This window comes from Pseudomonas sp. Gutcm_11s (assembly GCF_028649395.1).
GTDB lineage: Bacteria > Pseudomonadota > Gammaproteobacteria > Pseudomonadales > Pseudomonadaceae > Aquipseudomonas.
In genome coordinates this window covers 338901-360916 of sequence record NZ_JAQSUW010000009.1, presented here as the reverse complement: position 1 = coordinate 360916, position 22016 = coordinate 338901, and the positions used below count along the sequence as shown (strand labels likewise).

The 22016-nt window shown below is 67.0% G+C and carries 21 protein-coding genes; 12 read left to right on the top strand and 9 right to left on the bottom strand.

Translation table 11 applies throughout. From position 1 onward, the window contains the following. Nucleotides 1–140: 140 nt before the first annotated feature. Complete coding sequence (locus tag PTT45_RS04235; RefSeq protein WP_273811687.1) at nucleotides 141–1070, bottom strand: LysR family transcriptional regulator; 930 nt, start codon at nucleotides 1068–1070, stop codon at nucleotides 141–143. A gap of 137 nt (nucleotides 1071–1207) precedes the next feature. Here PTT45_RS04235 and PTT45_RS04230 point away from each other — a divergent pair, with 137 nt between their 5' ends. The 4 genes from PTT45_RS04230 to PTT45_RS04215 all read left to right on the top strand — a co-directional run bounded on the left by PTT45_RS04230 (nucleotide 1208) and on the right by PTT45_RS04215 (nucleotide 4518). Further along, nucleotides 1208–2269, top strand: coding sequence for an HlyD family secretion protein (locus PTT45_RS04230; RefSeq protein ID WP_273811686.1), 1062 nt, complete (start codon nucleotides 1208–1210; stop codon nucleotides 2267–2269). After that, entirely contained in the window at nucleotides 2259–3305 is a 1047-nt protein-coding gene (locus tag PTT45_RS04225) for a DUF2955 domain-containing protein (protein WP_273811685.1), read from the top strand. Before PTT45_RS04230 ends, PTT45_RS04225 begins: the two co-directional genes overlap by 11 nt. Before the next feature lie 57 nt (nucleotides 3306–3362). After that, on the top strand, nucleotides 3363–4049 hold the full coding sequence (locus tag PTT45_RS04220) for an SDR family oxidoreductase (protein ID WP_273811684.1): 687 nt from the start codon (nucleotides 3363–3365) through the stop codon (nucleotides 4047–4049). Nucleotides 4050–4116: 67 nt separating this feature from the next. Beyond that, nucleotides 4117–4518, top strand: a complete 402-nt coding sequence (locus PTT45_RS04215; RefSeq protein ID WP_273811683.1) for a hypothetical protein — start codon at nucleotides 4117–4119, stop codon at nucleotides 4516–4518. A 7-nt stretch (nucleotides 4519–4525) separates the two neighbouring features. Here the strand turns inward: PTT45_RS04215 and PTT45_RS04210 are convergent, their stop codons facing one another. Then, the gene (locus PTT45_RS04210; protein ID WP_273811682.1) at nucleotides 4526–5347 is read right to left on the bottom strand and encodes an AraC family transcriptional regulator; all 822 of its coding nucleotides are present in this window, start codon (nucleotides 5345–5347) and stop codon (nucleotides 4526–4528) included. A 59-nt stretch (nucleotides 5348–5406) separates the two neighbouring features. Between PTT45_RS04210 and PTT45_RS04205 the strand changes: the two genes are divergently transcribed. Then, nucleotides 5407–6627, top strand: a complete 1221-nt coding sequence (locus PTT45_RS04205) for an MFS transporter (RefSeq protein WP_273811681.1) — start codon at nucleotides 5407–5409, stop codon at nucleotides 6625–6627. Between the two features lie 75 nt (nucleotides 6628–6702). Here the strand turns inward: PTT45_RS04205 and exaC are convergent, their stop codons facing one another. Both exaC and trxB read right to left on the bottom strand, forming a co-directional pair. Continuing rightward, on the bottom strand, nucleotides 6703–8223 hold the full coding sequence (exaC, locus tag PTT45_RS04200; RefSeq protein WP_273811680.1) for an acetaldehyde dehydrogenase ExaC: 1521 nt from the start codon (nucleotides 8221–8223) through the stop codon (nucleotides 6703–6705). A 246-nt stretch (nucleotides 8224–8469) separates the two neighbouring features. After that, nucleotides 8470–9417, bottom strand: a complete 948-nt coding sequence (gene trxB / locus PTT45_RS04195; protein ID WP_273811679.1) for a thioredoxin-disulfide reductase — start codon at nucleotides 9415–9417, stop codon at nucleotides 8470–8472. A 223-nt stretch (nucleotides 9418–9640) separates the two neighbouring features. Between trxB and PTT45_RS04190 the strand changes: the two genes are divergently transcribed. From PTT45_RS04190 to PTT45_RS04180, 3 genes are read left to right on the top strand one after another with little or no spacing between them, the layout of a single operon-like run. Further along, nucleotides 9641–11611 carry a sensor domain-containing diguanylate cyclase gene (locus tag PTT45_RS04190; RefSeq protein ID WP_273811678.1) on the top strand — a complete coding sequence of 657 codons (1971 nt, stop codon included), beginning with the start codon at nucleotides 9641–9643 and terminating at the stop codon, nucleotides 11609–11611. A 32-nt stretch (nucleotides 11612–11643) separates the two neighbouring features. Next, entirely contained in the window at nucleotides 11644–12384 is a 741-nt protein-coding gene (cysZ, locus tag PTT45_RS04185) for a sulfate transporter CysZ (RefSeq protein ID WP_273811677.1), read from the top strand. A 45-nt stretch (nucleotides 12385–12429) separates the two neighbouring features. Next, nucleotides 12430–13596 carry a glycosyltransferase family 4 protein gene (locus PTT45_RS04180; protein WP_273811676.1) on the top strand — a complete coding sequence of 389 codons (1167 nt, stop codon included), beginning with the start codon at nucleotides 12430–12432 and terminating at the stop codon, nucleotides 13594–13596. A gap of 77 nt (nucleotides 13597–13673) precedes the next feature. On the opposite strand, the gene PTT45_RS04175 is transcribed toward PTT45_RS04180, so the two are convergent. Together PTT45_RS04175 and PTT45_RS04170 are read right to left on the bottom strand one after the other, a co-directional pair. Continuing rightward, the gene (locus tag PTT45_RS04175; protein ID WP_273811675.1) at nucleotides 13674–14777 is read right to left on the bottom strand and encodes an NADH:flavin oxidoreductase; all 1104 of its coding nucleotides are present in this window, start codon (nucleotides 14775–14777) and stop codon (nucleotides 13674–13676) included. A 59-nt stretch (nucleotides 14778–14836) separates the two neighbouring features. Continuing rightward, complete coding sequence (locus PTT45_RS04170; RefSeq protein WP_443218147.1) at nucleotides 14837–15430, bottom strand: TetR/AcrR family transcriptional regulator; 594 nt, start codon at nucleotides 15428–15430, stop codon at nucleotides 14837–14839. A gap of 141 nt (nucleotides 15431–15571) precedes the next feature. On the opposite strand from PTT45_RS04170, the gene PTT45_RS04165 reads away from it, so the two are divergent. Further along, nucleotides 15572–16267, top strand: coding sequence for a class I SAM-dependent methyltransferase (locus PTT45_RS04165; RefSeq protein WP_273811673.1), 696 nt, complete (start codon nucleotides 15572–15574; stop codon nucleotides 16265–16267). Nucleotides 16268–16280: 13 nt separating this feature from the next. Here the strand turns inward: PTT45_RS04165 and PTT45_RS04160 are convergent, their stop codons facing one another. From PTT45_RS04160 to PTT45_RS04150, 3 genes are all read right to left on the bottom strand, one after another. Continuing rightward, a complete protein-coding gene (locus PTT45_RS04160; RefSeq protein WP_273811672.1) occupies nucleotides 16281–17018 on the bottom strand; it encodes a nitroreductase family protein in 738 nt (245 codons plus the stop codon). A 98-nt stretch (nucleotides 17019–17116) separates the two neighbouring features. After that, nucleotides 17117–17599: a glutathione peroxidase gene (locus PTT45_RS04155; protein ID WP_273811671.1), complete on the bottom strand. Its 483-nt coding sequence runs from the start codon at nucleotides 17597–17599 to the stop codon at nucleotides 17117–17119. Nucleotides 17600–17727: 128 nt separating this feature from the next. Beyond that, nucleotides 17728–18213, bottom strand: coding sequence for an FKBP-type peptidyl-prolyl cis-trans isomerase (locus PTT45_RS04150; protein WP_273811670.1), 486 nt, complete (start codon nucleotides 18211–18213; stop codon nucleotides 17728–17730). On the opposite strand from PTT45_RS04150, the gene PTT45_RS04145 reads away from it, so the two are divergent. From PTT45_RS04145 to pta, 3 genes are read left to right on the top strand one after another with little or no spacing between them, the layout of a single operon-like run. Then, on the top strand, nucleotides 18182–18517 hold the full coding sequence (locus PTT45_RS04145; protein WP_273811669.1) for a DUF3565 domain-containing protein: 336 nt from the start codon (nucleotides 18182–18184) through the stop codon (nucleotides 18515–18517). The genes PTT45_RS04150 and PTT45_RS04145 overlap by 32 nt on opposite strands. A gap of 2 nt (nucleotides 18518–18519) precedes the next feature. Next, a complete protein-coding gene (locus tag PTT45_RS04140; RefSeq protein ID WP_273811668.1) occupies nucleotides 18520–19707 on the top strand; it encodes an acetate kinase in 1188 nt (395 codons plus the stop codon). Between the two features lie 20 nt (nucleotides 19708–19727). Next, the gene (gene pta, locus PTT45_RS04135) at nucleotides 19728–21827 is read left to right on the top strand and encodes a phosphate acetyltransferase (RefSeq protein WP_273811667.1); all 2100 of its coding nucleotides are present in this window, start codon (nucleotides 19728–19730) and stop codon (nucleotides 21825–21827) included. The last annotated feature ends 189 nt before the right edge of the window (nucleotides 21828–22016 follow it).

The following is a 22016-nucleotide window of genomic DNA, read 5'->3' as shown; positions in this document are numbered from 1 at the left end:
TAACTCGGCCATTGGCGACCATCTTCGCTATTCCGGAGCCAATCGATTGGCCCCGCGAAATCATGGGAGAAATGATAGGCGGCCCAAGGCAGCTGAAAAACCACGTTTCCCGCGAATCACCATTGCCTATTCCGCAACAGTCAGCCGGGCACGGCCCAGTGCACCGGTTCCTCCAGCAGCGCCTCGTCGGCGGCCAGCAGCGGTGGCAGCTCGGTCTTGAGGAAGTCCACCCAGGTCCTGATCTTGGCATCGAGAAAACGCCGCGACGGGTAGATGGCGTAGATGTTGCGCTGGCGCAGGCGATGCTGCGGCAACACACGCAACAGGCTGCCGTCGCGCATGGCAGCAGCGGCAACGAACGACGGCAACAGGCACACACCCATGCCCGCCTGCGCCGCCCTGGCCAGGGATTCGGCGACGTTGACCTGGAAGCTCTCGCCGGGCAGCGGATCGAACTCGGCGTCCACACCGCCCTCGTAGATGGGGTCGAGCAGGCGCAGGTAGCGATGCTGCTGCAGGTCGGCCGGTTGCGCCGGCACGCCATGCTTGCGCAGGTACTCCGGCGAAGCGCAGGCGACGCTGAACATCGGCCCCAGCAGCTGCGCCACCATCTGCGAGTTGGGTAGCTCGCGGGCGAAGGCGATGATCACGTCGTGGCCGTCTTCCAGCAGGTCCGGCGTGCGCTGCGACAGGGCCAGGTCCACCACCACGTCCGGGTACAGCTCGGAATAGCGGGCGATCAGCCCGGTCAGGTGCTGCAGGCCAAGGCCGGTCATGCTGTGCACGCGCAGTCGCCCGCTGGGCGTGAGGTGCGCACCGCGGGCTTCGGCAGCAGCCTCGTCGACCTCGTCGAGAATCTGCCGGCAGCGCTGTAGGTAGCGCTCGCCCGCCTCGGTCAGCGCCAGGCGGCGGGTGGTGCGGTGCAGCAGGCGGGTCTGCAGTTGCTGCTCCAGCTCCGAGACCAGCCGCGATACTTGGGCGGTGGACAGATCCATGGCCTGGGCCGCGGCGGTGAAGCTGCCGGTATCTATCACCCGAACGAAGATGCGCATGCTGTGTAGCGTATCCATTGTTACCCCATCGGTAATGCTGATTCTCGAAAGCCCCAGATTATCCCCGTTTTGTAACCAAATATACTGCCAGTCACCTGCGAGCGGACCCGCACCCTCGCCCTTCTTTCCGCCCTCTGCGGACACCAAGGCTTCACATGACTCCGGACCAGAAATTCGCCCGCCGGGTACAGGCGGCCATCGTTCTATTCATCCTGCTGTTCGCCTATTTCCTGGCGGCAGACCTGTGGATGCCCATCACCCCCCAGGCCCAGCTGACCCGCCCCGTGCTGCGCATCGCACCGCGGGTGGACGGCCAGGTGCTGGACGTCGCCGTGGCCAACAACCAGCACGTGGCCGCCGGCCAGCTGCTGTTCCGTCTCGACCCGGAACCCTTCCACCTGGCGGTGCGTGCCGCCGAACTAGAACTGGAACAGGCCGGCCAGGACAACCTGCAGCTCGACGCCGCCATCGCCGCCGCCCAGGCCGACCGTACCGCCGCTCAGGCCTCGGCCAACGAGCTGCAGCGCGAGAGCGCGCGCCTCGGCCGCCTGGTGCAGAGCCAGCACGTGTCGCGCCAGCTGTTCGAGCAGACCGAGGCCGAACGCCAGGCCGCCCAGGCCCGCCTGAGCGCCGCCGGCGCCCGCGTCCGCGAACTGACCGCGCAGCGTGGCACCCAGGGCGATGACAACCTGCGCCTGCGCCAGGCACGCAATGCCCTGGAGCGAGCGCGGCTGCAGCTGCAGTACAGCGAAGTGCGCGCCGAGCGTGCCGGCACCCTGAGCAACCTGCAGCTGTCCGCCGGTGCCTTCCTGCATGCCGGTAATCCGGTGGCCGCACTGGTCGCCGACGAGACCGACATCAGCGCCGACTTCCGCGAGAAGGCCCTGCGCTACGTGCGTCTGGAGGACGAGGCCTCGGTGGTGTTCGACGCCCTGCCCGGGCACATCTTCGCCGCCCGCGTCAGCGCCCTCGACGCCGGGGTCAAGGAGGGCCAGCTGGACGCCAACGGCGACCTGGCCGCACCGACGATCTCCGACCGCTGGGTGCGCGATGCCCAGCGCCAGCGCCTGCACGTCAGCCTCAGCGAGCCGCTGACCTACAACCTGCCCAGCGGCGCCAAGGCCACCGTGCAGCTGTACCCGCACGACTCGCAGCTGGCCGACCTGTTCGGCCGCCTGCAGATCCAGCTGATCAGCCTGCTGCACTATGTCTACTAAGGCGGCCGCCGCAGGCACCCGCAGGCTCTCCGAGAACGACCTGCGCCAGTGCCTGCGCCTGGCCTGCGGCGGCACCCTGGGGCTGTTCGTCTGCAAGCTGATGGGCTGGGACTACGGCTCGTTCTTCTGCGTCTACCCCATGCTCCTGCTCGGCCTGACGCCGGTCATCAACGCCCATGTGATCCGCCAGTTCCTCCTCCAGGCCGTGGTGGTGAGCCTGGAGGTGCTGGTGATCTACGGCCTGTTCGGCGACCGCCCGCTGCTGGTGGTACCACTGGTGTTCCTTGCCTTCTTCTGGCGCTTCCGCCTGATGGCCCAGGGCCCGCTGTTCATGTTCGGCGCCCTCGGCAGCGTGTTCCTCTCCATCCAACTGCACTTCGGCAGCTACCCGGAGACCCACCTGTTCGACATGCTGACCAGCAACCTGGTGGCCGCCGTGCAGACGGTGCTGATCGCCTGGCTGATGTTCTACCTGTTCCCCGACGCCGAACCGCGTCCACCGCGCCAGCCACAGCCCAAGGACCTGCCCAGCCAGCGCCACGAGGCCCTGCTCGGCGCGAGCATCGCCACCCTGTCGTTCATCCTGTTCCAGAGCCTGGACCTCAAGGACTCGCTATCGGCCCAGGTCGCCTCGATCCTGGTGCTGTTCCCCATGCACTGGAACGGCATCCGCTTCGCCGGGCGCATCCGTGCCCTCGGCACCCTGCTCGGCTGCGCCGTCGGCCTGCTCCTGCAACTGGTGCTCTACAGCCATTACGACGTGCTGCCGCTGGTTACCCTGATGTACTGGACCGCCGCGTTCTGCTGCGCTCGCGTGCATGTGCTGGAGCATGCCCAGGGCATCGGCTTCGGCGCGCTGACCACCCTGGCCATCGTCTTCGGCCAGTACCTCACGCCGCAGCACGACGTGTTCTATTCCATCGCCTACCGCCTCAGCTCGGTCTGCGTGGCAGTGTTCTGCACCCTGGTCGCGGTGTTCGTCCTGCATCGCCTGTTCAACCGCTGGCCAAGCATCCGCCATGCCAGCCATGCCTGAGCAGGCCGGGACGGATATGATCGCGACACCTCCCGCCCACCTCACTGGAGACTCCCCATGCACAACGTACTGATCGTCGGCGCCTCGCGCGGTATCGGCCTGGGCCTGACCCGCGCCTGCCTGGAGCGTGGCGACAAGGTCTACGCCGTCGCCCGCAACCCCAACGGTGAGGCCCTGGCCGAGCTGCACAAACAGCACCCGCAGCGCCTGGTGCTGATCGCCGGCGACCTCACCGCCACGGATGTCGCCGGGCACATCGAGGCGGCGCTGCAGGGCGAGCAGCTCGACATCCTGCTGTTCAACGCCGGCATCATGGGCCCGCAGCATCAAGACGTGGCACAGGCCAGCGCCGACGAGGTCGCCACCCTGTTCCTGACCAATGCCATCGCCCCCATGCGTCTCGCCCGCCAATTGGCCAAGCAGGTACGCAGCGGTGGCGTGATCGCCTTCATGAGCTCGCAGATGGGCAGCGTGGCCCTGGCCCGCTCCGCCGAGATGCCGCTGTATGGCGCGAGCAAGGCAGCACTGAACAGCCTGCTGCAGAGCTGGGACCGCTCCACCGAACGTCCGCAGGCCTGCCTGCTGGCACTGCACCCGGGCTGGGTGCGCACGGAGATGGGCGGTGACCAGGCGACCCTGGATGTCGCCACCAGCGTCGCAGGCCTGCTCGCCACCGTCGAGGCGCACCTGGATAGCACGGGCTGCCACTTCCTCGACTACCAGCAGCAGACGCTGGCCTGGTAAATCGGCTCGCCGCTCGATCCACTGCCGCTTGCGCGGCAGTGCTGCGCTCTGGCTATGATCACAGCCCATGACCAGCCAACCACCGCTCCGCCAACCCTGCCCGCCCGGTGCCTGTGACTGCAGCCGCGACCAGCTGCTGGAAACCCCGGGCGCGGACGTGCGCATCCTGCTGCTGACCCGCAGCGAGGAGAAGCGCCTGCTAGAGCGTCTGGAGAACCTCAAGAGCCTGGAAGACCTGCAGCACATGCAGCAGCGCATGCACGAGCAGCTCGGCATCCGCGTGGAAGTGGCGCCGGGCTTCAACGAGGTGCGCAGCATGCGCGGCATCGCCATCCAGATCGCCGAGCACCCCGGCCTGTGCCGCAAGACCCGCCAGGCGATCCCCGCCGCCATCCGCCGCGGCCTGGAACGGCAGCCGGAGATTGCCTACCGGTTGCTGGACTCCCACGACCTGCTGGGCGGCCTCTGAGCACCAGCTACTTGAAGAACTGGCTGGGCGTGATGCCGAACTGCTTCTTGAACATGGTGGTGAAGGCACTGGGGCTTTCGTAACCGAGCTCACCGGCCACATCGATGATCTTGCGCCCCACGGCGATGCGTTCCAGCGCTAGCAACAGCCGGGCTTGCTGGCGCCACTGGCCGAAGGTCATGCCCGTACCCTTGCGGAACAAACGCTGGATGGTCTTCTCGTCGAGGCCCAGGCGCGCACTCCAGTCCGCCAGCGTAGAGCCATCACCGGGATCTGCCTGCAACACCGTACAGATCGCCTGGATGCGTGGATCGGCTGGCTGCGGCAGGTGCAGAGGCAGGGCCGGCAGAACCCTCAGCTCATCGAGGATCAGGCCCATCACCCGCGCCGCCCGCGAGTCCGCCGCATAGGGCGAACTGATCTCTACAGCGACACGGATCAATGCACTCAGGAGTGGGGAGACACTGACGGCACCGGGCTCGACAGGCAGCCCCAGCGAGTCGTCCGGCAATACGAACACGCTGCGCATCTGCACCGCACCGACGCAGCGGATCGAGTGGAGCTGGCCACTCGGCATCCAGATGCCGCGGCTGGGCGGCACGGTCCACTGGTTGGTCGCGGAGCGCACCACCATCACGCCCTCGATGGCGTAGATGAGCTGGTGCTTGTTATGCGAGTGCGCCTCGACGTACCAGTCCGCCGGGTAGTCGGTAGCACTGCCGACGACGGCCCAATCCCAGGCATCGATCTCGCGCAGATGCACATCCAGTGTTTTGCTCATTCCGCCCCTTTTGCGAAACTTACTGCCCGAATTGCGTGAGACAGGCAATTTTTCGCCGCCTAGGATAGCGCCGAATCCCCGAACGACCTCTATCCGCAAGGCACAACATGTCCGCAACCGCCGCCCTTTCGTCTCAAGCTGGCACGTCGCCTGCCAACCAGACCAGCCCATTGGTCATGCGCGTGATCGGCGCCTGCGCCCTTGCCCACTTGATCAACGACCTGATCCAGGCGGTGCTGCCGTCGATCTACCCGTTGCTCAAGGCCAACTATGGGCTGAGCTTTGCCCAGATCGGCTTGATCACCCTGACCTTCCAGCTCACAGCCTCGTTGCTGCAGCCCTGGGTCGGCTACCATACCGACCGCCACCCGAAGCCCTGGCTACTGCCCGCCGGCTCGCTTTGCACTCTGCTCGGCATTCTGATGCTGGCCTACGTCGGCTCCTTCCCTGCCATCCTCCTGGCCTCGGCGCTGGTCGGCATCGGCTCGTCGACCTTCCATCCGGAGGCCTCGCGCATCGCCCGACTGGCCTCGGGTGGCCGCTACGGCCTGGCGCAGTCGACCTTCCAGGTCGGCGGTAATGCCGGCAGCGCCTTAGGCCCGCTACTCGCCGCGGCCATCATCATCCCCTACGGCCAAGGCCACGTGGCCTGGTTCGGGCTGTTCGCCGCGTTCGCCATCCTGGTGCTCTACGGCCTGAGCCGCTGGTATCGCGAGCATCTCAACCTGTTTCGCCTCAAGGCCGGCACGGTCGCCAGCCACGGCCTGCCGCGCCGCCGCGTCATGCTGGCTCTGGTAGTGCTGGCAGTGCTGGTGTTCTCCAAGTTTTTCTACATGTCCGGCCTGACCAGCTACTTCACCTTCTACCTGATCGAGAAGTTCGGCCTGTCGGTGGCCACCTCGCAGCTCTACCTGTTCCTGTTCCTCGGCGCCGTCGCCGCCGGCACCTTCTTCGGCGGGCCGATCGGCGACCGGATAGGACGCAAGGCGGTGATCTGGTTCTCCATCCTCGGCGCCGCCCCCTTCACCCTGGCGCTGCCTTACGTGGATCTGTTCTGGACCGGCGTGCTGAGCATGATCATCGGCTTCATCCTGGCTTCGGCGTTTTCCGCCATCGTGGTATTCGCCCAGGAGCTGGTACCAGGCAACGTTGGCATGATCGCCGGGGTGTTCTTCGGCCTGATGTTCGGCTTCGGTGGCATCGGCGGCGCGCTGCTCGGTTACCTGGCGGATATCCACGGCATCGAACACGTGTTCCTGCTGTGCTCGTTCCTGCCGCTGCTCGGCGTTCTGACGATCCTGCTGCCCTCACTGCACAAGAAGGCGTAGTGCCGCAATAAAAAAGCCCCGCAATGCGGGGCTTTTTCCGGGTCTTGACGGTGGACCAGCTCATGCCCCTGACGCCTAGAAGAAGCCCAGGGGATTGATGTCGTAGCTCACCAGCAGGTTCTTGGTCTGCTGGTAGTGGTCGAGCATCATCTTGTGGGTCTCGCGGCCAACGCCGGACTTCTTGTAGCCACCGAAGGCGGCGTGCGCCGGGTACAGGTGGTAGCAGTTGGTCCACACGCGACCGGCCTTGATGCCACGGCCCATGCGCCAGGCACGGTTGATGTCGCGGGTCCACAGTCCGGCGCCGAGGCCGAACTCGGTGTCGTTGGCGATGGCCAGCGCCTCCGCCTCGTCCTTGAAGGTGGTCACGCCCACCACCGGGCCGAAGATTTCCTCCTGGAACACGCGCATCTTGTTGTGCCCCTTGAGCAGGGTCGGTTGGATGTAATAGCCGGTGGCCAGGCTGCCCTCCAGCTTCTCCACGCCGCCGCCGGTGAGCACCTCGGCGCCCTCCTGCTGGGCGATCTGCAGGTAGGAAAGAATCTTGTCGAACTGCTGCTGCGAGGCCTGGGCGCCGACCATGGTGTCGGTATCCAGCGGGTTGCCGCGCTTGATGGCCTGCACCTTCTTCATCACCTCGGCCATGAACGCCGGGTAGATGGACTCCTGCACCAGCGCCCGCGACGGGCAGGTGCACACCTCACCCTGGTTGAAGAAGGCCAGTACCAGGCCCTCGGCGGCCTTCTCGATGAAGGCCGGCTCGGCCTGCATGATGTCCTCGAAGTAGATGTTCGGGCTCTTGCCGCCCAGTTCCACGGTGCTGGGGATGATGTTCTCCGCCGCGCACTTGAGGATGTGCGAGCCCACGGGAGTGGAGCCGGTGAAGGCGATCTTGGCGATGCGTTTGCTGGTGGCCAGCGCCTCGCCCGCCTCCTTGCCGAAGCCCTGCACCACGTTGAGCACGCCCGGCGGCAGCAGGTCGCCGATCAGCTCCATCAGCACGCTGATGCCCAGCGGCGTCTGCTCGGCCGGCTTGAGCACCACGCAGTTGCCGGCGGCCAGGGCCGGGGCCAGCTTCCAGGCGGCCATCAGCAGCGGGAAGTTCCACGGGATGATCTGCCCGACCACGCCCAGCGGCTCGTGGATGTGGTAGGCCACGGTGCCGGCGTCGATTTCCGCGGCGCCGCCCTCCTGGGCGCGGATGCAGCCGGCGAAGTAGCGGAAATGGTCGACGGCCAACGGGATGTCGGCATTCAGCGTCTCACGCACCGCCTTGCCGTTGTCCCAGGTCTCGGTGACCGCCAGCAACTCGAGATTCTGCTCGATGCGGTCGGCGATGCGCAGCAGCACATTGGAGCGCTCCTGCGCGCTGGTACGGCCCCAGGCATCGGCGGCGGCATGCGCGGCGTCCAGCGCCTTGTCGATGTCGGCAGCATCGGAACGGGGGAACTCGGCAATGGGCTGGCCGTTGACCGGCGAGGTGTTGGTGAAGTACTGGCCCTTGAGCGGGGCGACGAACTCGCCACCGATGTAGTTGCCGTAGCGCGCCTTGAACGAAACGATGGCACCGGCAGTTCCGGGTTGTGCGTAGATCATGACGATGGCCTCTCTTGTTGGTGACCGGCCACGCCCGGGCCGGAGAGTTGCGGCGCGTATCGCGAACCGCTGGGTCCACTGTTGACTGACTTAGCCGGCCAAGTGTTGTTCACTTTCCCCAAGGTCGCCACGCGCCTAAGACCAAGGTCGATGCTCTCGGCGATACAAGGCCCGGCAATGAAAACGCCGCGACTCCTTGCGAAGTCGCGGCGTTTTTGTCCAGCGGTTGCCGGGCGCGGAGATGCCTCAGATCGAATCCAGATAGCGCTCCACATCCAGCGCCGCCATGCAGCCGGCGCCCGCCGAGGTGATGGCCTGGCGGTACACCGAGTCGGCCACGTCGCCGGCGGCGAACACGCCGGGGATGCTGGTACCGGTGGCGTTGCCGTCGCGCCCGCCGTTGACCACCAGGTAGCCATCACGCAGCGCCAGCTGGCCCTCGAACAGCGAGGTGTTGGGCGTATGGCCGATGGCGACGAACAGGCCGTCGACCTGCAGCTCGCTGCTGGCGCCGTCGTTGTGCCGTAGGCGCACGCCGGTAACGCCGCTGGCGTCGCCCAGCACCTCATCCACCGCTGCGTTGAGGCGCAGTTCGATCTTGCCTTCGGCGATACGCGCGCGCAGCTTGTCCTGCAGGATCTTCTCGGCGCGGAAGGTCTCGCGGCGATGCACCAGGGTCACCTTGCTGGCGATATTGGCCAGGTACAGCGCCTCCTCCACGGCGGTATTGCCGCCGCCGACCACCGCCACCTCGCGGTTGCGGTAGAAGAAGCCATCGCAGGTGGCGCAGGCGGACACGCCCTTGCCCATGAACGCTTCCTCCGACGGCAGGCCCAGGTAGCGGGCGCTGGCGCCGGTGGCGATGATCAGCGCATCGGCGGTGTAGGTGCCGCTGTCGCCGACCAGGGTGAAGGGCTTGCCGGCCAGGTCCACGGCGTTGATGTGGTCGTAGACGATCTCCGTCTCGAAGCGCTCGGCGTGTTCCTGCATGCGCTGCATCAGCGCCGGCCCAGTCAGGCCATGCGGATCGCCCGGCCAGTTGTCGACCTCGGTGGTGGTGGTCAGCTGGCCGCCGGCCTGGATGCCGGTGATCAGCAACGGCTTGAGGTTGGCGCGGGCGGCATACACGGCGGCGCTGTAACCGGCGGGGCCGGAGCCGAGGATGATGACGCGGGCATGACGGTTTGCGGACATGGCCAACTCCTGAAGAAAAAGGGACCGGCCCAGGCACTTGGGGAAGGCTTTGAACAGGGGCGGCCCCGGCAAGGGGGATTGGCAGCAAGGCTATCGAGACGGCACCGCCGGCGAAAATGCCCATTCTCAATTCAGCCGATAGCAACGGCCTATTTGGCCCGGTGCACACAGCCCCCTTGTCTATACTCGGCTCAATTGCCCTCCGCTCCGGATTGCCGACCGCATGACCCTGCGCAAACGCCTGTTCTGGCTGTTCGCCCCGTTGCTGCTGCTGGCGCTGGGCTTCGCCTACCTGTTGTCGCAGAGCCTGATCCTCAGCCGCTTCGACCGCCAGGACGCCGCGCTGCTGGACGCCGAGGCCAAGCGCCTGCAGGCGCTGCTCGACCACAACCTCAAGCGCAACCTCGACCTGGTGCTGAGCTACGCCAAGTGGGACGACACCTACGACTTCATGCGCGGCCAGCACCCGGACTACGTCCGCCGCAACATGGACCCGGAGGCGCTGCAGCAGATCAACTTCGACTTCATGCTGCTGCTCGACGAGCAGGACCGTGTCCAAGCCGAGCAATGGATGCCGCCCGACCTGCCGGACATGATCACCCTCGGCAGCGAGCGGCCCCGTGATTACCGGTCGCTGCGCGATGCGATCGTCGAACAGATCAGGCGCCTGCACCAACCGGGGCGCGAGGACCTGCGCGGGCAGATCGTGGTGGTCCAGGGCGTCCCCCTGGTGCTGGCCATGGGCGGCATCAGCAACAACCAGGACAGCCTGCCGAGCCTGGGCACCCTGGTGGCCGGGCACTTCATCGACGGCGAGCGCTCCGAGCTGCTGCAGAGCCAGGTCAACGGCTCCCTGCGCCTGCTCCCGCCAGACGTCGACCATGACGGCTGGCGGGCCTTGCCGACGCTCGGCACGGCCAACCTCAACCGCATAGAAATCAGCCCACGGCGGGTACTCGACGAGAACCGCCAACAGCTGGACCTGCTGTTCCGCAACAGCCTGGGCGAGCCACAGCTGCTAATGGAGCTGACCCGCGAGCGGCGCCTGTACCAGGAGGGGCGCAAGGCCATCAGCATCTTCCTGGCCGAGGCCACCGGGGTCGGCCTGATCGCCTGGGTGCTGATCTATCTCGGCCTCGAATTCGGCATCATGCGCCGCGTCTCGCGCATGCACCGCGACATCTCGGCCATCGGGCCGGACTCGAACCACCAGCGCATCCGCGACAGCGGCAACGACGAGCTGGGCAGCCTGTCCCAGGAGGTCAACCGCATGCTCGAGCGCCTGGAGCAGAGCGAGACACGCGACCGCGAGATTCTCGACGCCATCCAGGACGGCTATTTCGAGCTGGACCACGACGGCCACATCACCGCCATCAACCGCGCGCTGTGCGGCATGCTCGGCTACAGCGAGGAAGAGCTGCTGGGCAACAGCTTCGAGGCGCTGATGGAGCAGGAGGACCTGGAGCGCGCCGTCGACCAGCTCACCCGCGCCCACCAGACCGGCGACAACGTCCGCTTCGTCGCCCCGCTGCAGCGCCGCGACGGCAGCCGCGGCCACTACGAGACGCGCTTCTCGATCATCCACGACGGGCAGAACACCTTCGCCGGCTACCGCGGCATCATGCGCGACATCAGCGACCAGGTGGCCTACCAGAACCGCCTGCTGGACATGGCCTACACCGACCCGCTCACCGGCCTGCACAACCGCAAGGCGTTCACCGAGCAGCTGCCGCTGGCACTGGAGAAGACCCGCCGCAGCGGCGACCAACTGGCACTGATCTATCTCGACCTGGACCGCTTCAAGGAGGTCAACGACCGCTTCGGCCATGACATCGGCGACCTGCTGCTGCAGGGCATCGCCGAGCGTCTGCGCGGTGCCATGCGCCAGCCCGACCAGGTCTACCGCCTGGGCGGTGACGAATTCACCCTGATCGTGGCCGGCGGCAACGCCGAAGTGGCCCAGCGGGTTGCCCTGCGCCTGCTCGCCACACTCAAGCAGCCGATGCAGATCGAACAGCAGGTCATCGACTTTGTTACGCCGAGTATCGGCATCGCCCTCTACCCCGAGCACGCGGACGACGCGGAGAGCCTGGTCAAGGCGGCCGACAGCGCCATGTACGAGGCCAAGCGCGAGCGCGGCCGCGCCTGTCTGTACCGGCCGCAGCGACTTTCCTCGTCCCGGCAAAGTGGTTAAGGTCGGCGCTTTTCCACCCCGCGGAGATCGTCATGTCCACGCCTGCCCTGTCCGGCTCTCAATACCTCGGCCAAGGCCTGAAACTGGTGCTCAGCCCTGGCCTGCGCCTGTTCGTATTGCTGCCGCTGACGATCAATGCCCTGCTGTTCATCGGTCTGATCGCCCTGGCCATGCAGCAGTTCGGTGGCTGGGTCGACAGCGTGATGCCCAGCCTGCCGAGCTGGCTGAGCTTCCTCGAATACATCCTCTGGCCGCTGTTCGTGGTGCTGGTACTGGTGGTGATGTTCTTCACCTTCACCCTGCTGGCCAACATCATCGCGGCGCCCTTCAACGGCTTCCTCGCCGAGAAGGTGGAGGTGGTGCTGCGCGGCCGCGACGACTTCCCGGCCTTCAGCTGGGGTGAGCTGATGGCCATGGTGCCGCGCACCATCGGCCGTGAGATGCGTAAGCTGGCGTACTTCCTGCCCCGCGCCATTCCCCTGCTGATCCTCACCTTCGTGCCGGTGCTCAACCTTGTCGCGGCGCCGCTGTGGATACTCTTCGGCGTGTGGATGATGGCCGTGCAGTACATCGACTACCCGGCGGACAACAACAAGCTGGGCTGGAACGAGATGCTCGCCTGGCTGCGCGAGAAGCGCTGGCAGAGCCTGGGCTTCGGCGGCGCCACCTACCTCGCGCTGATGATCCCCTTCGTCAACATCCTGGTGATGCCCGCCGCCGTGGCCGGCGCCACTCTGTTCTGGGTGCGCGAGCGCGAAGTCACGCCCCAGTAATACAAGCGTCACCGCCGCTTCATGGTGCCCGGCCAGACTGGCACCATGAATGTCACAAGCCTGCATATCGCCCTGGTCAGCGAGACCTTCCCTCCCGAGGTGAATGGCGTAGCCAACACCCTCGGCCGCCTGTGCCAGGGCCTGCGTGAGCGCGGCCACCGCCTGCAACTGGTGCGCCCGCGCCAGGCCGACGAACACAACCAGAGCAACGACGACCTGCTACTGACCCGCGGCTGGCCCGTGCCCGGCTACGCCGGCCTGCAATGGGGCCACTCCTCGCTGCACAAGCTGTTGCGTCGCTGGAAGCGCCAGCGCCCGGACGTGCTGTACATCGCCACCGAGGGTCCGCTGGGCCTGTCCGCCCTGCGTGCGGCGCGGCGCCTGGGTATCCCGGTGGTCAGCGGCTTCCACACCAACTTCCAGCAGTACAGCGCGCACTATGGCTTCGGCCTGCTCAGCCGGCTGCTGACGGGTTACCTGCGCTGGTTCCACAACCGCTCGCGCCTGACCCTGGTGCCCAGTCCCAGCCAGCGCGTCGAGTTGCAGCGGCGTGGTTTCGAGCGCCTGGAGCTGCTCTCGCGCGGTGTCGACGGCCAGCTATTCCACCCAGCGCGACGCTCGACAGAACTGCGCGCCGCCTGGGGCATGGACGAAGACGAGGTTGCCGTACTGCACGTCGGCCGCCTGGCGGCGGAGAAGAACCTGCAACTGCTGGTCCGCGCCTTCCGCCAGCTACAGCACGACCTGCCGCAACGACGCCTGCGCCTGGTGCTGGTGGGCGATGGCCCGCTACGCGCGCAACTGCAGGAGCAACTGCCGGAGGCGCTGTTCTGCGGCGTGCAGCGTGGCGAAGCGCTGGCCGAGCACTACGCCAGTGGCGACCTGTTCCTCTTCCCCAGCCTCTCCGAGACCTTTGGCAACGTGGTGCTGGAGGCGCTGGCCTCGGGCCTCGCCGTGGTGGCCTTCGACCAGGCCGCCGCGGCCCAGCACATTCGCCACGGGCACAACGGCGCCCTGGCCAGCCCGGGTGACGAGCAGGCCTTCATCGACGCCGCGCACTGGCTGCTGGAAGACCCAGAGACCCTGCGCCGGGTGCGCCTGAACGCTCGCCAGCACGCCGGCAAACAGGGCTGGACGGCGATAGTCGAGCAATTCGAGGCCTATCTGCAGCTGGCCAGAAACGCGCCGGATGCCTCGACCGCAACGGTCTGAGTTTCCTGCGGGCATACAAAAGCCCCGGTGTGCCCAGGGCTGGAAAAGGCCCGCCGAAGCGGGCCCGGGGTAAAGCATCAGACCAGGGTCTTCAGGGCCTCGCGGCTGAACGGCAGGATGTCGCTCTCGCGGCCATCGCGTACCTTCACCGCCCAGTCCGGGTCGACCAGCAGCGCACGACCCACGGCCACCAGGTCGAACTCCTGCTTGTTCAGGCGCTCCAGCAGCTTCTCCAGGCTGGCCGGCTCGGCGACCTTGTCGGTGTTGACCATGAACTGCAGGAACTCGCCGTCCAGGCCGACGCTGCCCACGGTGATGGTCGGCTTGCCGGTCAGCTGGCGGGTCCAGCCTGCCAGGTTGAGGTCGGAGCCTTCGAACTCCGGCTCCCAGAAGCGACGGGTCGAGCAGTGGAAGATATCCACGCCGGCATCGGCCAGCGGCTTGAGGAAGGCACCCAGCTCCTCGGCGGTCTGTACCAGACGCGCGGTGTAGTCCTGCTGCTTCCACTGGGAGAAGCGGAAGATGATCGGGAAGTCCGGGCCAACGGCGGCGCGTACGGCCTGGATCAGCTCGATGGCGAAGCGCGAACGCTGGGCCAGGTCGCCACCGTATTCGTCGGTACGCTTGTTGCTGCCTTCCCAGAAGAACTGGTCGACCAGGTAGCCGTGGGCGCCGTGGATTTCCACGCCATCCATGCCGATGGCCTTGGCGTCGCGGGCGGCCTGGGCGAAGGCGGCGATCACCTCATCGATGTCCTGCTTGGTCATGCCGTGGACCACCACGGTGCCTTCCTTGACCTTCTCGCTCGGACCAAAGCCCGGGACGCTGGCGTCCGGCTCGGTGCCGGCCTTGCGCACGTTGCCCACGTGCCACAGCTGCGGGACGATCTTGCCGCCCTCGGCGTGCACCGCATCGACCACTTCTTTCCAGCCGGCCAGGGCGTCTTCACCGTAGAAGCGCGGCACGTGCGGGTAACCGTTGGCGGCCTTGTGGCCGACGGTGGTGCCCTCGGTGACGATCAGGCCGACACCGGCCGCGGCGCGGCGACGGTAGTACTCCACCACCTGCGCGCCCGGTACGCCGCCCGGGGAGAAGGAGCGGGTCATCGGTGCCATCACCACGCGGGTCGGCAGCTCCAGGTTGCCCAGGCGGAAGGGTTCGAACAGGGCTTTAACGGTCATGGATTCTCCTTGGGGCCGGCCAACTGACCGGTCGTCTCGTCGATGGGCAAAAAAACGGGTCAGGGCCGCAGCAGCAGCTCCAGACGGTGAATGAAGGCTTCCAGCGGCTGCAGGCTGCGGCCGACCTTGAGGCGCGCCAGCACGCCCTGCCAGGCGTTGGAAATGAAGGTCGCCAGGTTCTCGCAGTCCTCGTCGGCCGCCAGCTCACCGGCGGCACGGGCCTGCTCCAGGCATTCGCGCAGGGTGTCCACCGAGGCCTGCTGGATGCGCTCGACCTCGGCACCGATGGCCGGCAGCACCTCGCTCATCTCGAAGCTCAGGCTACCGATGAAGCAGTGGTATTCGGGCTGTTCCTGGCGGGCGAAGTGCGCCTGCAGTTCGCGGTAGTAACCGAGGATGCGCGCACTGGGGCTCAGCGCCGGATTGCTCAGGGCCTCGGTATAGCGCAGCAGGCGCGGCTGGTAGACGAACTCCAGGGCCTGCAGGGCGAAGTCTTCCTTACTGGCGAAGTAGTGATAGAAGCTGCCCTTGGGGATGCCGGCGGCCTGGACGATCTCCATCACGCCGGTGCCGTGGTAGCCACGGCGCGTCATCACTTCCGAGCCCTTGGCCAGGATCAGGTCACGCTTGTCGAGTCGGATGCTGCTGTTCATGGCGCGCAGCATATGACCGGTCGTCTCGCTTCGCCCAGCACTATTGATTTCGGTGATTTTGTCCAAGAAGCGGGCACGGCCTGCCCCTATTGACAGGCAGGGTAGGCTGTTACTGAACCCGCCTTATTTGAGGAACAACTCATGCACCGCGACGAGGTCACGGAAATCTTCCAGCAGCAGGCCGCCAGCTACGACAGCCAGTGGGCGAAGACGGCGCCGATCCGCCACTGCCTGCACCTGCTGCTCGACTCGCAGTTCGCCGAGCTGCCGGCCGACGCACGCATCCTCTGCGTCGGCGTGGGCACCGGCACGGAGATGGCCCATCTGGCCGCGCAGAATCCGGGTTGGCACTTCACCGCCGTGGAGCCTTCGGCCGCGATGCTCGAGGTCTGCCGGCAACGCGCGGAGCGGGAAGGCTTCGCCGCGCGCTGCACTTTCCATGCGGGCTATCTGGAGTCGCTGCCGGCTACCGATGCGCACGACGCGGCCACCTGCTTGCTGGTCTCCCAGTTCATTCTCGAGCCGCAGGCACGCTCCGCCTTCTTCGCCGAGATCGCCGAGCGCCTCAAGCCGGGAGGCCTGCTCGCCAGCTCCGACCTGGCCGCTGACATCAGTTCGGCGGAGTACGACGTGCTGCTGGGGGCCTGGGTGAACATGATGACGGCCGCCGATCTGTCGGCCGAGGCCATCGAGCGCATGCGCAAGGCCTACGCCAACGATGTCGGGGTGCTGTCGCCCGAGCGGACCGCCGCGATCATCACCGCCGGCGGTTTCGCCCTGCCGGTGCAGTTCTTCCAGGCCGGGCTGATCCACGCCTGGCTATCGCGGCGCGTCTGATGCGTAGACGGCGCTAGAGCCAGGTGACGTGCTGCTCCAGGGGGAAGCGCAGACGCGGGTTGTACACGCCCTTCTCGCCCTGCCGACCGACCGCCAGGAGCATGACTGGAATGGCCTGGCGCGGGATATCCAGCACCTGGCGCAGGCGCACCTCGTCGAAGCCCTCCATCGGGCAACTGGCGTAGCCGTGACTCTGGAAGGCCAGCATCAGGTTCTCGGCGGCCAGGGCCGTCGACTTCACCGCCCAGAGACGCATGTCGGCCTTGCTGTTGGGTTTGCGCATCAGCGGCTTGCGCAGCGCCGCCAGGCGTACCAGCTGGCGCTTGAACAGGCCGAGCAGGCCCAGTGGGCCCTGGTTGTACTGGAACGGTGCGGTCTTGGCGTAGAAGTGGCGGATGCGCGCCGGCACTTCGGGCTCGGGCCAGTACTCGACCATGTTGGCGCAGGCCTGTTTCCAGGTGTCCGGGCGCGCCAGCACGGCGATCAGCAGCGGCGCCTTGGCGGCGTTCTGGCTCATGCACACCGGGTGCAGGCGCGCCAGCAGCGCCGGGTCGCGGATCACCTGGAAGCTCCAGGGCTGCAGGTTGCAGGAGTTGGGCGCGAGCACGGCCAGTTCCAGGCAGTCGCGGATCACCGCATCCGACACCGGCTCGTCGCCGAAGCGACGCACCGAGCGGCGGCTCTCGATCAGCGCACGCAGCGCTGCAGGCGAGGCGGTTGGGCTGAGATCATCGGGGGCGAAGCTGGTCATGGTGGCCTCCTCGGCGCGTGCCTGGGATTAGGCAACCGCTAGCGCGAGGGGGCAAGACGGCGGCCGGGAACGGCCTGGCAATTGGCGCAATAGGCCGCTCAGCCCAGCGCGCTCTCGATGGCCTGGATCAGCGCAGGATCGTCGGGCGAGGTACGCGGCGAGAAACGCGCCAGCACGCGGCCGTCGCGGCCGACCAGGAACTTCTCGAAGTTCCAGGTGATGTCACCGGGAAACTCGGCGCCCTCGCCCGCCAGCAGGCGGTACAGCGGGTGACGACCGGGGCCGTTGACCTCCAGTTTGCTGCCCAGGGGGAAGGTCACCCCGTAGTTGAGGCTGCAGAATTCGCGGATCTCATCCTCGCTGCCCGGCTCCTGGGCGGCGAACTGGTTGCACGGCAGGCCGAGCACGGTGAAGCCACGCCCCTGGTACTCCTGCTGCAGTTTCTCCAGCCCGGCATATTGCGGGGTCAGGCCGCACTTGGAGGCCACGTTGACCACCAGCACTATCTGGCCCTTGTAGGGCGCCAACGGCAGTTCCTGGCCATCGAGCGCGCGCAGATTGAGATCGTGAAAGGCACTCATGACAGACTCCTTGAGTATCCGATGCGGACAAAAAAGGCGCCCGTGGGCGCCTTTTCGGTTAGCTGAGCTTAGCAGCCGGGGCCGAGCTTGGAACGACCATAAGTCGTATTGCTCGGCCCGATCACATATCAGTGATGGTGGCCGCCTTCGCCATGGATGTGACCATGGGCGATCTCTTCGGCGTTCGCTTCGCGCACGTCTACGACCTTGACCTGGAAGTTCAGGCGCTGGCCGGCCAGCGGGTGGTTGCCGTCGACGATCACGTCATCGCCTTCGATGTCGCGGATGGTGACGATCTGCATGCCGCCGTCCGGACCGGAAGCGTGGAACTGCATGCCAACGGCCAGTTCGTCGACGCCTTCGAACATGCTGCGGTTCAGGGTGGCAACCAGCTCGGCGCTGTATTCGCCGTAGGCTTCGGTCGGCTCGATGGCTACGCTCAGCTCGTCACCAACCTGCTTGCCTTCCAGAGCCTTTTCCAGGCCGACGATGATGTTGCCAGCACCGTGCAGGTACACCAGCGGGGCGCCGCCGGCGGAGCTGTCGATCACCTCACCGGCATCGTTGGTCAGGGTATAGTCGATGGACACGGCCTTGTTGGCGGCGATCTGCATGGAGGGACAACCTTTGCAAGAGAATGGAAAGGCGCCAAGTCTAACCGTCACGCCTGCCGAAAGCGACCGCAGCACTGACGGACGGGCCCGGCTGCTGGGTTTCCACCAGGACGAGGACGGCCACTGGGTGGCGGACCTCTCCTGCGGCCATACGCAGCACCTGCGCCACCAACCACCATGGCAGAATCGGGCCTGGGTCATGGACCCGCACGAGCGCCAGCGCCACCTCGGCCAGCCCTTTGCCTGCGGCTGGTGCGCAGCGGCAGAGGTCGCCCTCAGCGGTAGCAACGCGGATAAGGAATAGTCATGCCGGCACGCAACATCCTGGTCATCAACTGCGGCAGTTCGTCGATCAAGTTCGCCCTGGTCAACGAGGCCCATTCGCAGTTCACCCTCAGCGGCCTGGCCGAACGTCTGGGCAGCCCGGATGCGGTGCTGCACTGGCAGCGTGGCGGCGAGAAGGACAGCCTGATGCTGCCCGGCGGCGACCACCGCGCCGCGCTGCACCAGCTGCTACCACTGGTCCAGGGCGCTGCCGGCGGCAAGCTGCACGGCATCGGCCACCGCGTGGTGCATGGCGGTGAGCAGTTCACCGCCGCCTGCCGCATCGATGCCCACAGTTTGCAGGCGATCCGCGCCACCGCGCCGCTGGCACCACTGCACAACCCGGCCAACCTGCAGGGCATCGAGGCGGCGCTCAAGCTGTTCCCCAACCTCACCCAGGTGGCGGTGTTCGACACCGCCTTCCACCAGAGCCTGCCCGAGCATGCCTATCGCTACGCGGTGCCGGAGCACCTGTACCGCGACCACGGCGTACGCCGCTATGGCTTCCACGGCACCAGCCACCGCTACGTCAGCCACCGCGCGGCCGAGATGGCCGGGCTGGCCACTGGCGACAGCAGCTGGCTGTCCGCCCACCTGGGCAACGGCAGCTCCACTTGCGCCATCGTCGACGGCCAGAGCCGTGACACCAGCATGGGCCTGACCCCACTGGAGGGCCTGGTGATGGGCACCCGCAGCGGCGATGTCGACCCCAACCTGCACGGCCACTTGGCCCGCACCCTGGGCTGGAGCCTGGAGCAGATCGACGCCATGCTGAATAAGGACAGCGGCCTGCTCGGCCTGTCCGGCCTGTCCAACGACATGCGCAGCCTGGAACAGGCCCGCGAGCAGGGTCACCCCGGCGCGACCCTAGCCATCGAGGTGTTCTGCTACCGCCTGGCCAAGTCGCTGGCATCGATGAGCTGCGCCCTGCCCCAGCTCGACGGGCTGATCTTCACCGGCGGCATCGGCGAGAACTCGCCGTTGATCCGCAGCAAGACGGTGTCGCACCTCAAGCTGTTCAATCTCGCCCTCGACAAGGAAGCCAACGCCCGCTGTATCCGCGGCGTCGCCGGTGCCATCCAGGCCCACGGCCACCCACGGGTGCTGGTGGTGCCGACCAACGAGGAGCGGCAGATCGCCCTCGACACCCTGGCCCTGCTCACCGCCTGACGGTCATTCAAGGAACGCTCATGCATACCTTCTTCATCGCCCCCACCGGTTTCGGCGTCGGCCTTACCTCCATCAGTCTCGGCCTGGTCCGCGCCCTGCAGCGCGCCGGGCTGAAGGTCGGGTTCTTCAAACCGATCGCCCAGCCGCACCCTGGCGATGCAGGCCCGGAGCGCTCCAGCGAACTGATCGCGCGCACCCATGGCCTGCTGCCGCCGCGCTCGCTACCGCTGACCCAGGTCGAGCGCATGCTCGGCGACGGCCACCTCGACGAGCTGCTGGAAGAGATCGTCAGCCTGCACCAGCAGGCTGCCCAGGGCATGGACGTGCTGATCGTCGAAGGCATGGTGCCGACCCGCCACGCCAGCTACGCCGCACGGGTCAACGTGCACCTGGCCAAGAGCCTGGACGCCGAGATCATCCTGGTCTCGGCGCCCGAGGGCGAGGAGCCGGAGAAGCTCACCGAGCTGTCCGACCGCATCGAGATCCAGGCCCAGCTGTTTGGCGGCCCGCGCGATCCCAAGGTGATCGGCGTGATCCTCAACAAGGTGCGCCACCCGGAGGGCGTCGAGGCCTTCACCGAGGGTCTGAGCCAGCTCTCGCCGTTGCTGCGCAGTGGCGACTTCCGCCTTCTCGGCTGCATTCCCTGGCAGGACGAACTGAACGCCCCACGCACCCGCGACGTGGCCGACCTGCTCGGCGCCCAGGTGCTCAACGCCGGTGACTATGAACAGCGCCGGGTGCAGAACATCGTGCTGTGCGCGCGCGCCGTACCCAACACCGTGCAGCTGCTCAAGCCCGGTGTGCTGGTGGTCACCCCTGGTGATCGCGACGACATCATCATGGCCGCCAGCCTCGCCGCCATGAACGGCGTACCGCTGGCCGGCCTGCTGCTGTGCAGCGACTTCCCGCCGGACGAGCGCATCCTCGAGCTGTGCCGTGGCGCCCTGCAAGGCGGCCTGCCGGTGCTGACGGTGAGCACCGGCTCCTACGACACGGCGACCAACCTCAACCGCATGAACAAGGAAATCCCGGTGGACGACCGCGAGCGCGCGGAGAAGGTCACCGACTTCGTCGCCGGGCACATCGACCTGGACTGGCTCAAGCAGCGCTGCGGCACCCCGCGCGAGCTGCGCCTGTCGCCGCCGGCGTTCCGCTACCAGCTGGTGCGCCGCGCCCAGGCGGCGAACAAGCGCGTCGTCCTTCCGGAGGGCAGTGAGCCCCGCACCGTGCAGGCTGCGGCCATCTGCCAGGCGCGCGGCATCGCCCGCTGCGTGCTGCTGGCCAAGCCGGAAGACGTGTTCAACGTAGCCAAGGCCCAGGGCATCGAGCTGCCACCAGGCCTGGAAATCCTCGACCCGGAGGTGATTCGTGGGCGTTACGTCGACCCCATGGTCGAGCTGCGCAAGGGCAAGGGCCTCAACGCGCCAATGGCCCTGGCCCAGCTGGAGGACAGTGTGGTGCTGGGCACCATGATGCTGGCCCTGGATGAGGTCGACGGCCTGGTCTCCGGCGCTATCCACACCACCGCCAACACCATCCGCCCGGCCCTGCAGCTGATCAAGACCGCACCCGGCTACAAGCTGGTGTCCTCGGTGTTCTTCATGCTCCTGCCGGACCAGGTGCTGGTGTATGGCGACTGCGCGGTGAACCCGGACCCCAATGCCACCGAACTGGCCGAGATCGCCCTGCAGAGCGCCGCCTCCGCCGAAGCCTTCGGCGTGCCGGCACGGGTGGCGATGATCAGCTACTCCACCGGTGACTCCGGCAGCGGCGCCGAGGTGGACAAGGTGCGCGAGGCGACCCGTCTGGCGCGCGAGGCCAACCCGGCCCTGCTGATCGACGGCCCGCTGCAGTACGACGCTGCGGCCATCGCCAGCGTCGGCCGGCAGAAGGCGCCGAACAGCCAGGTGGCCGGCCGCGCCACCGTGTTCGTGTTCCCCGACCTGAACACCGGCAACACCACCTACAAGGCCGTGCAGCGCAGCGCCGACTGCGTCAGCGTCGGCCCCATGCTGCAGGGCCTGCGCAAGCCGGTGAACGACCTGTCGCGCGGCGCACTGGTGGACGACATCGTCTACACCATCGCCCTCACCGCAATCCAGGCTGCGGCCAAGGGCTGAGCGCGCCGCAACACCGAGGCCCTCGCTAGCGGGCATGGGCCTCAGCGGCAAATCACCCAAGGGAAAGGCCACCTGCGAGGCGACATCAGTCACAGTCAGTGAGCTAGAATTCGCGCGCCCGGCGCGGATGGCGACGCCTGTCTGGAAGACCCTGCGGTCACCACCAGCACTTGCCGTTCAGTGTACAAG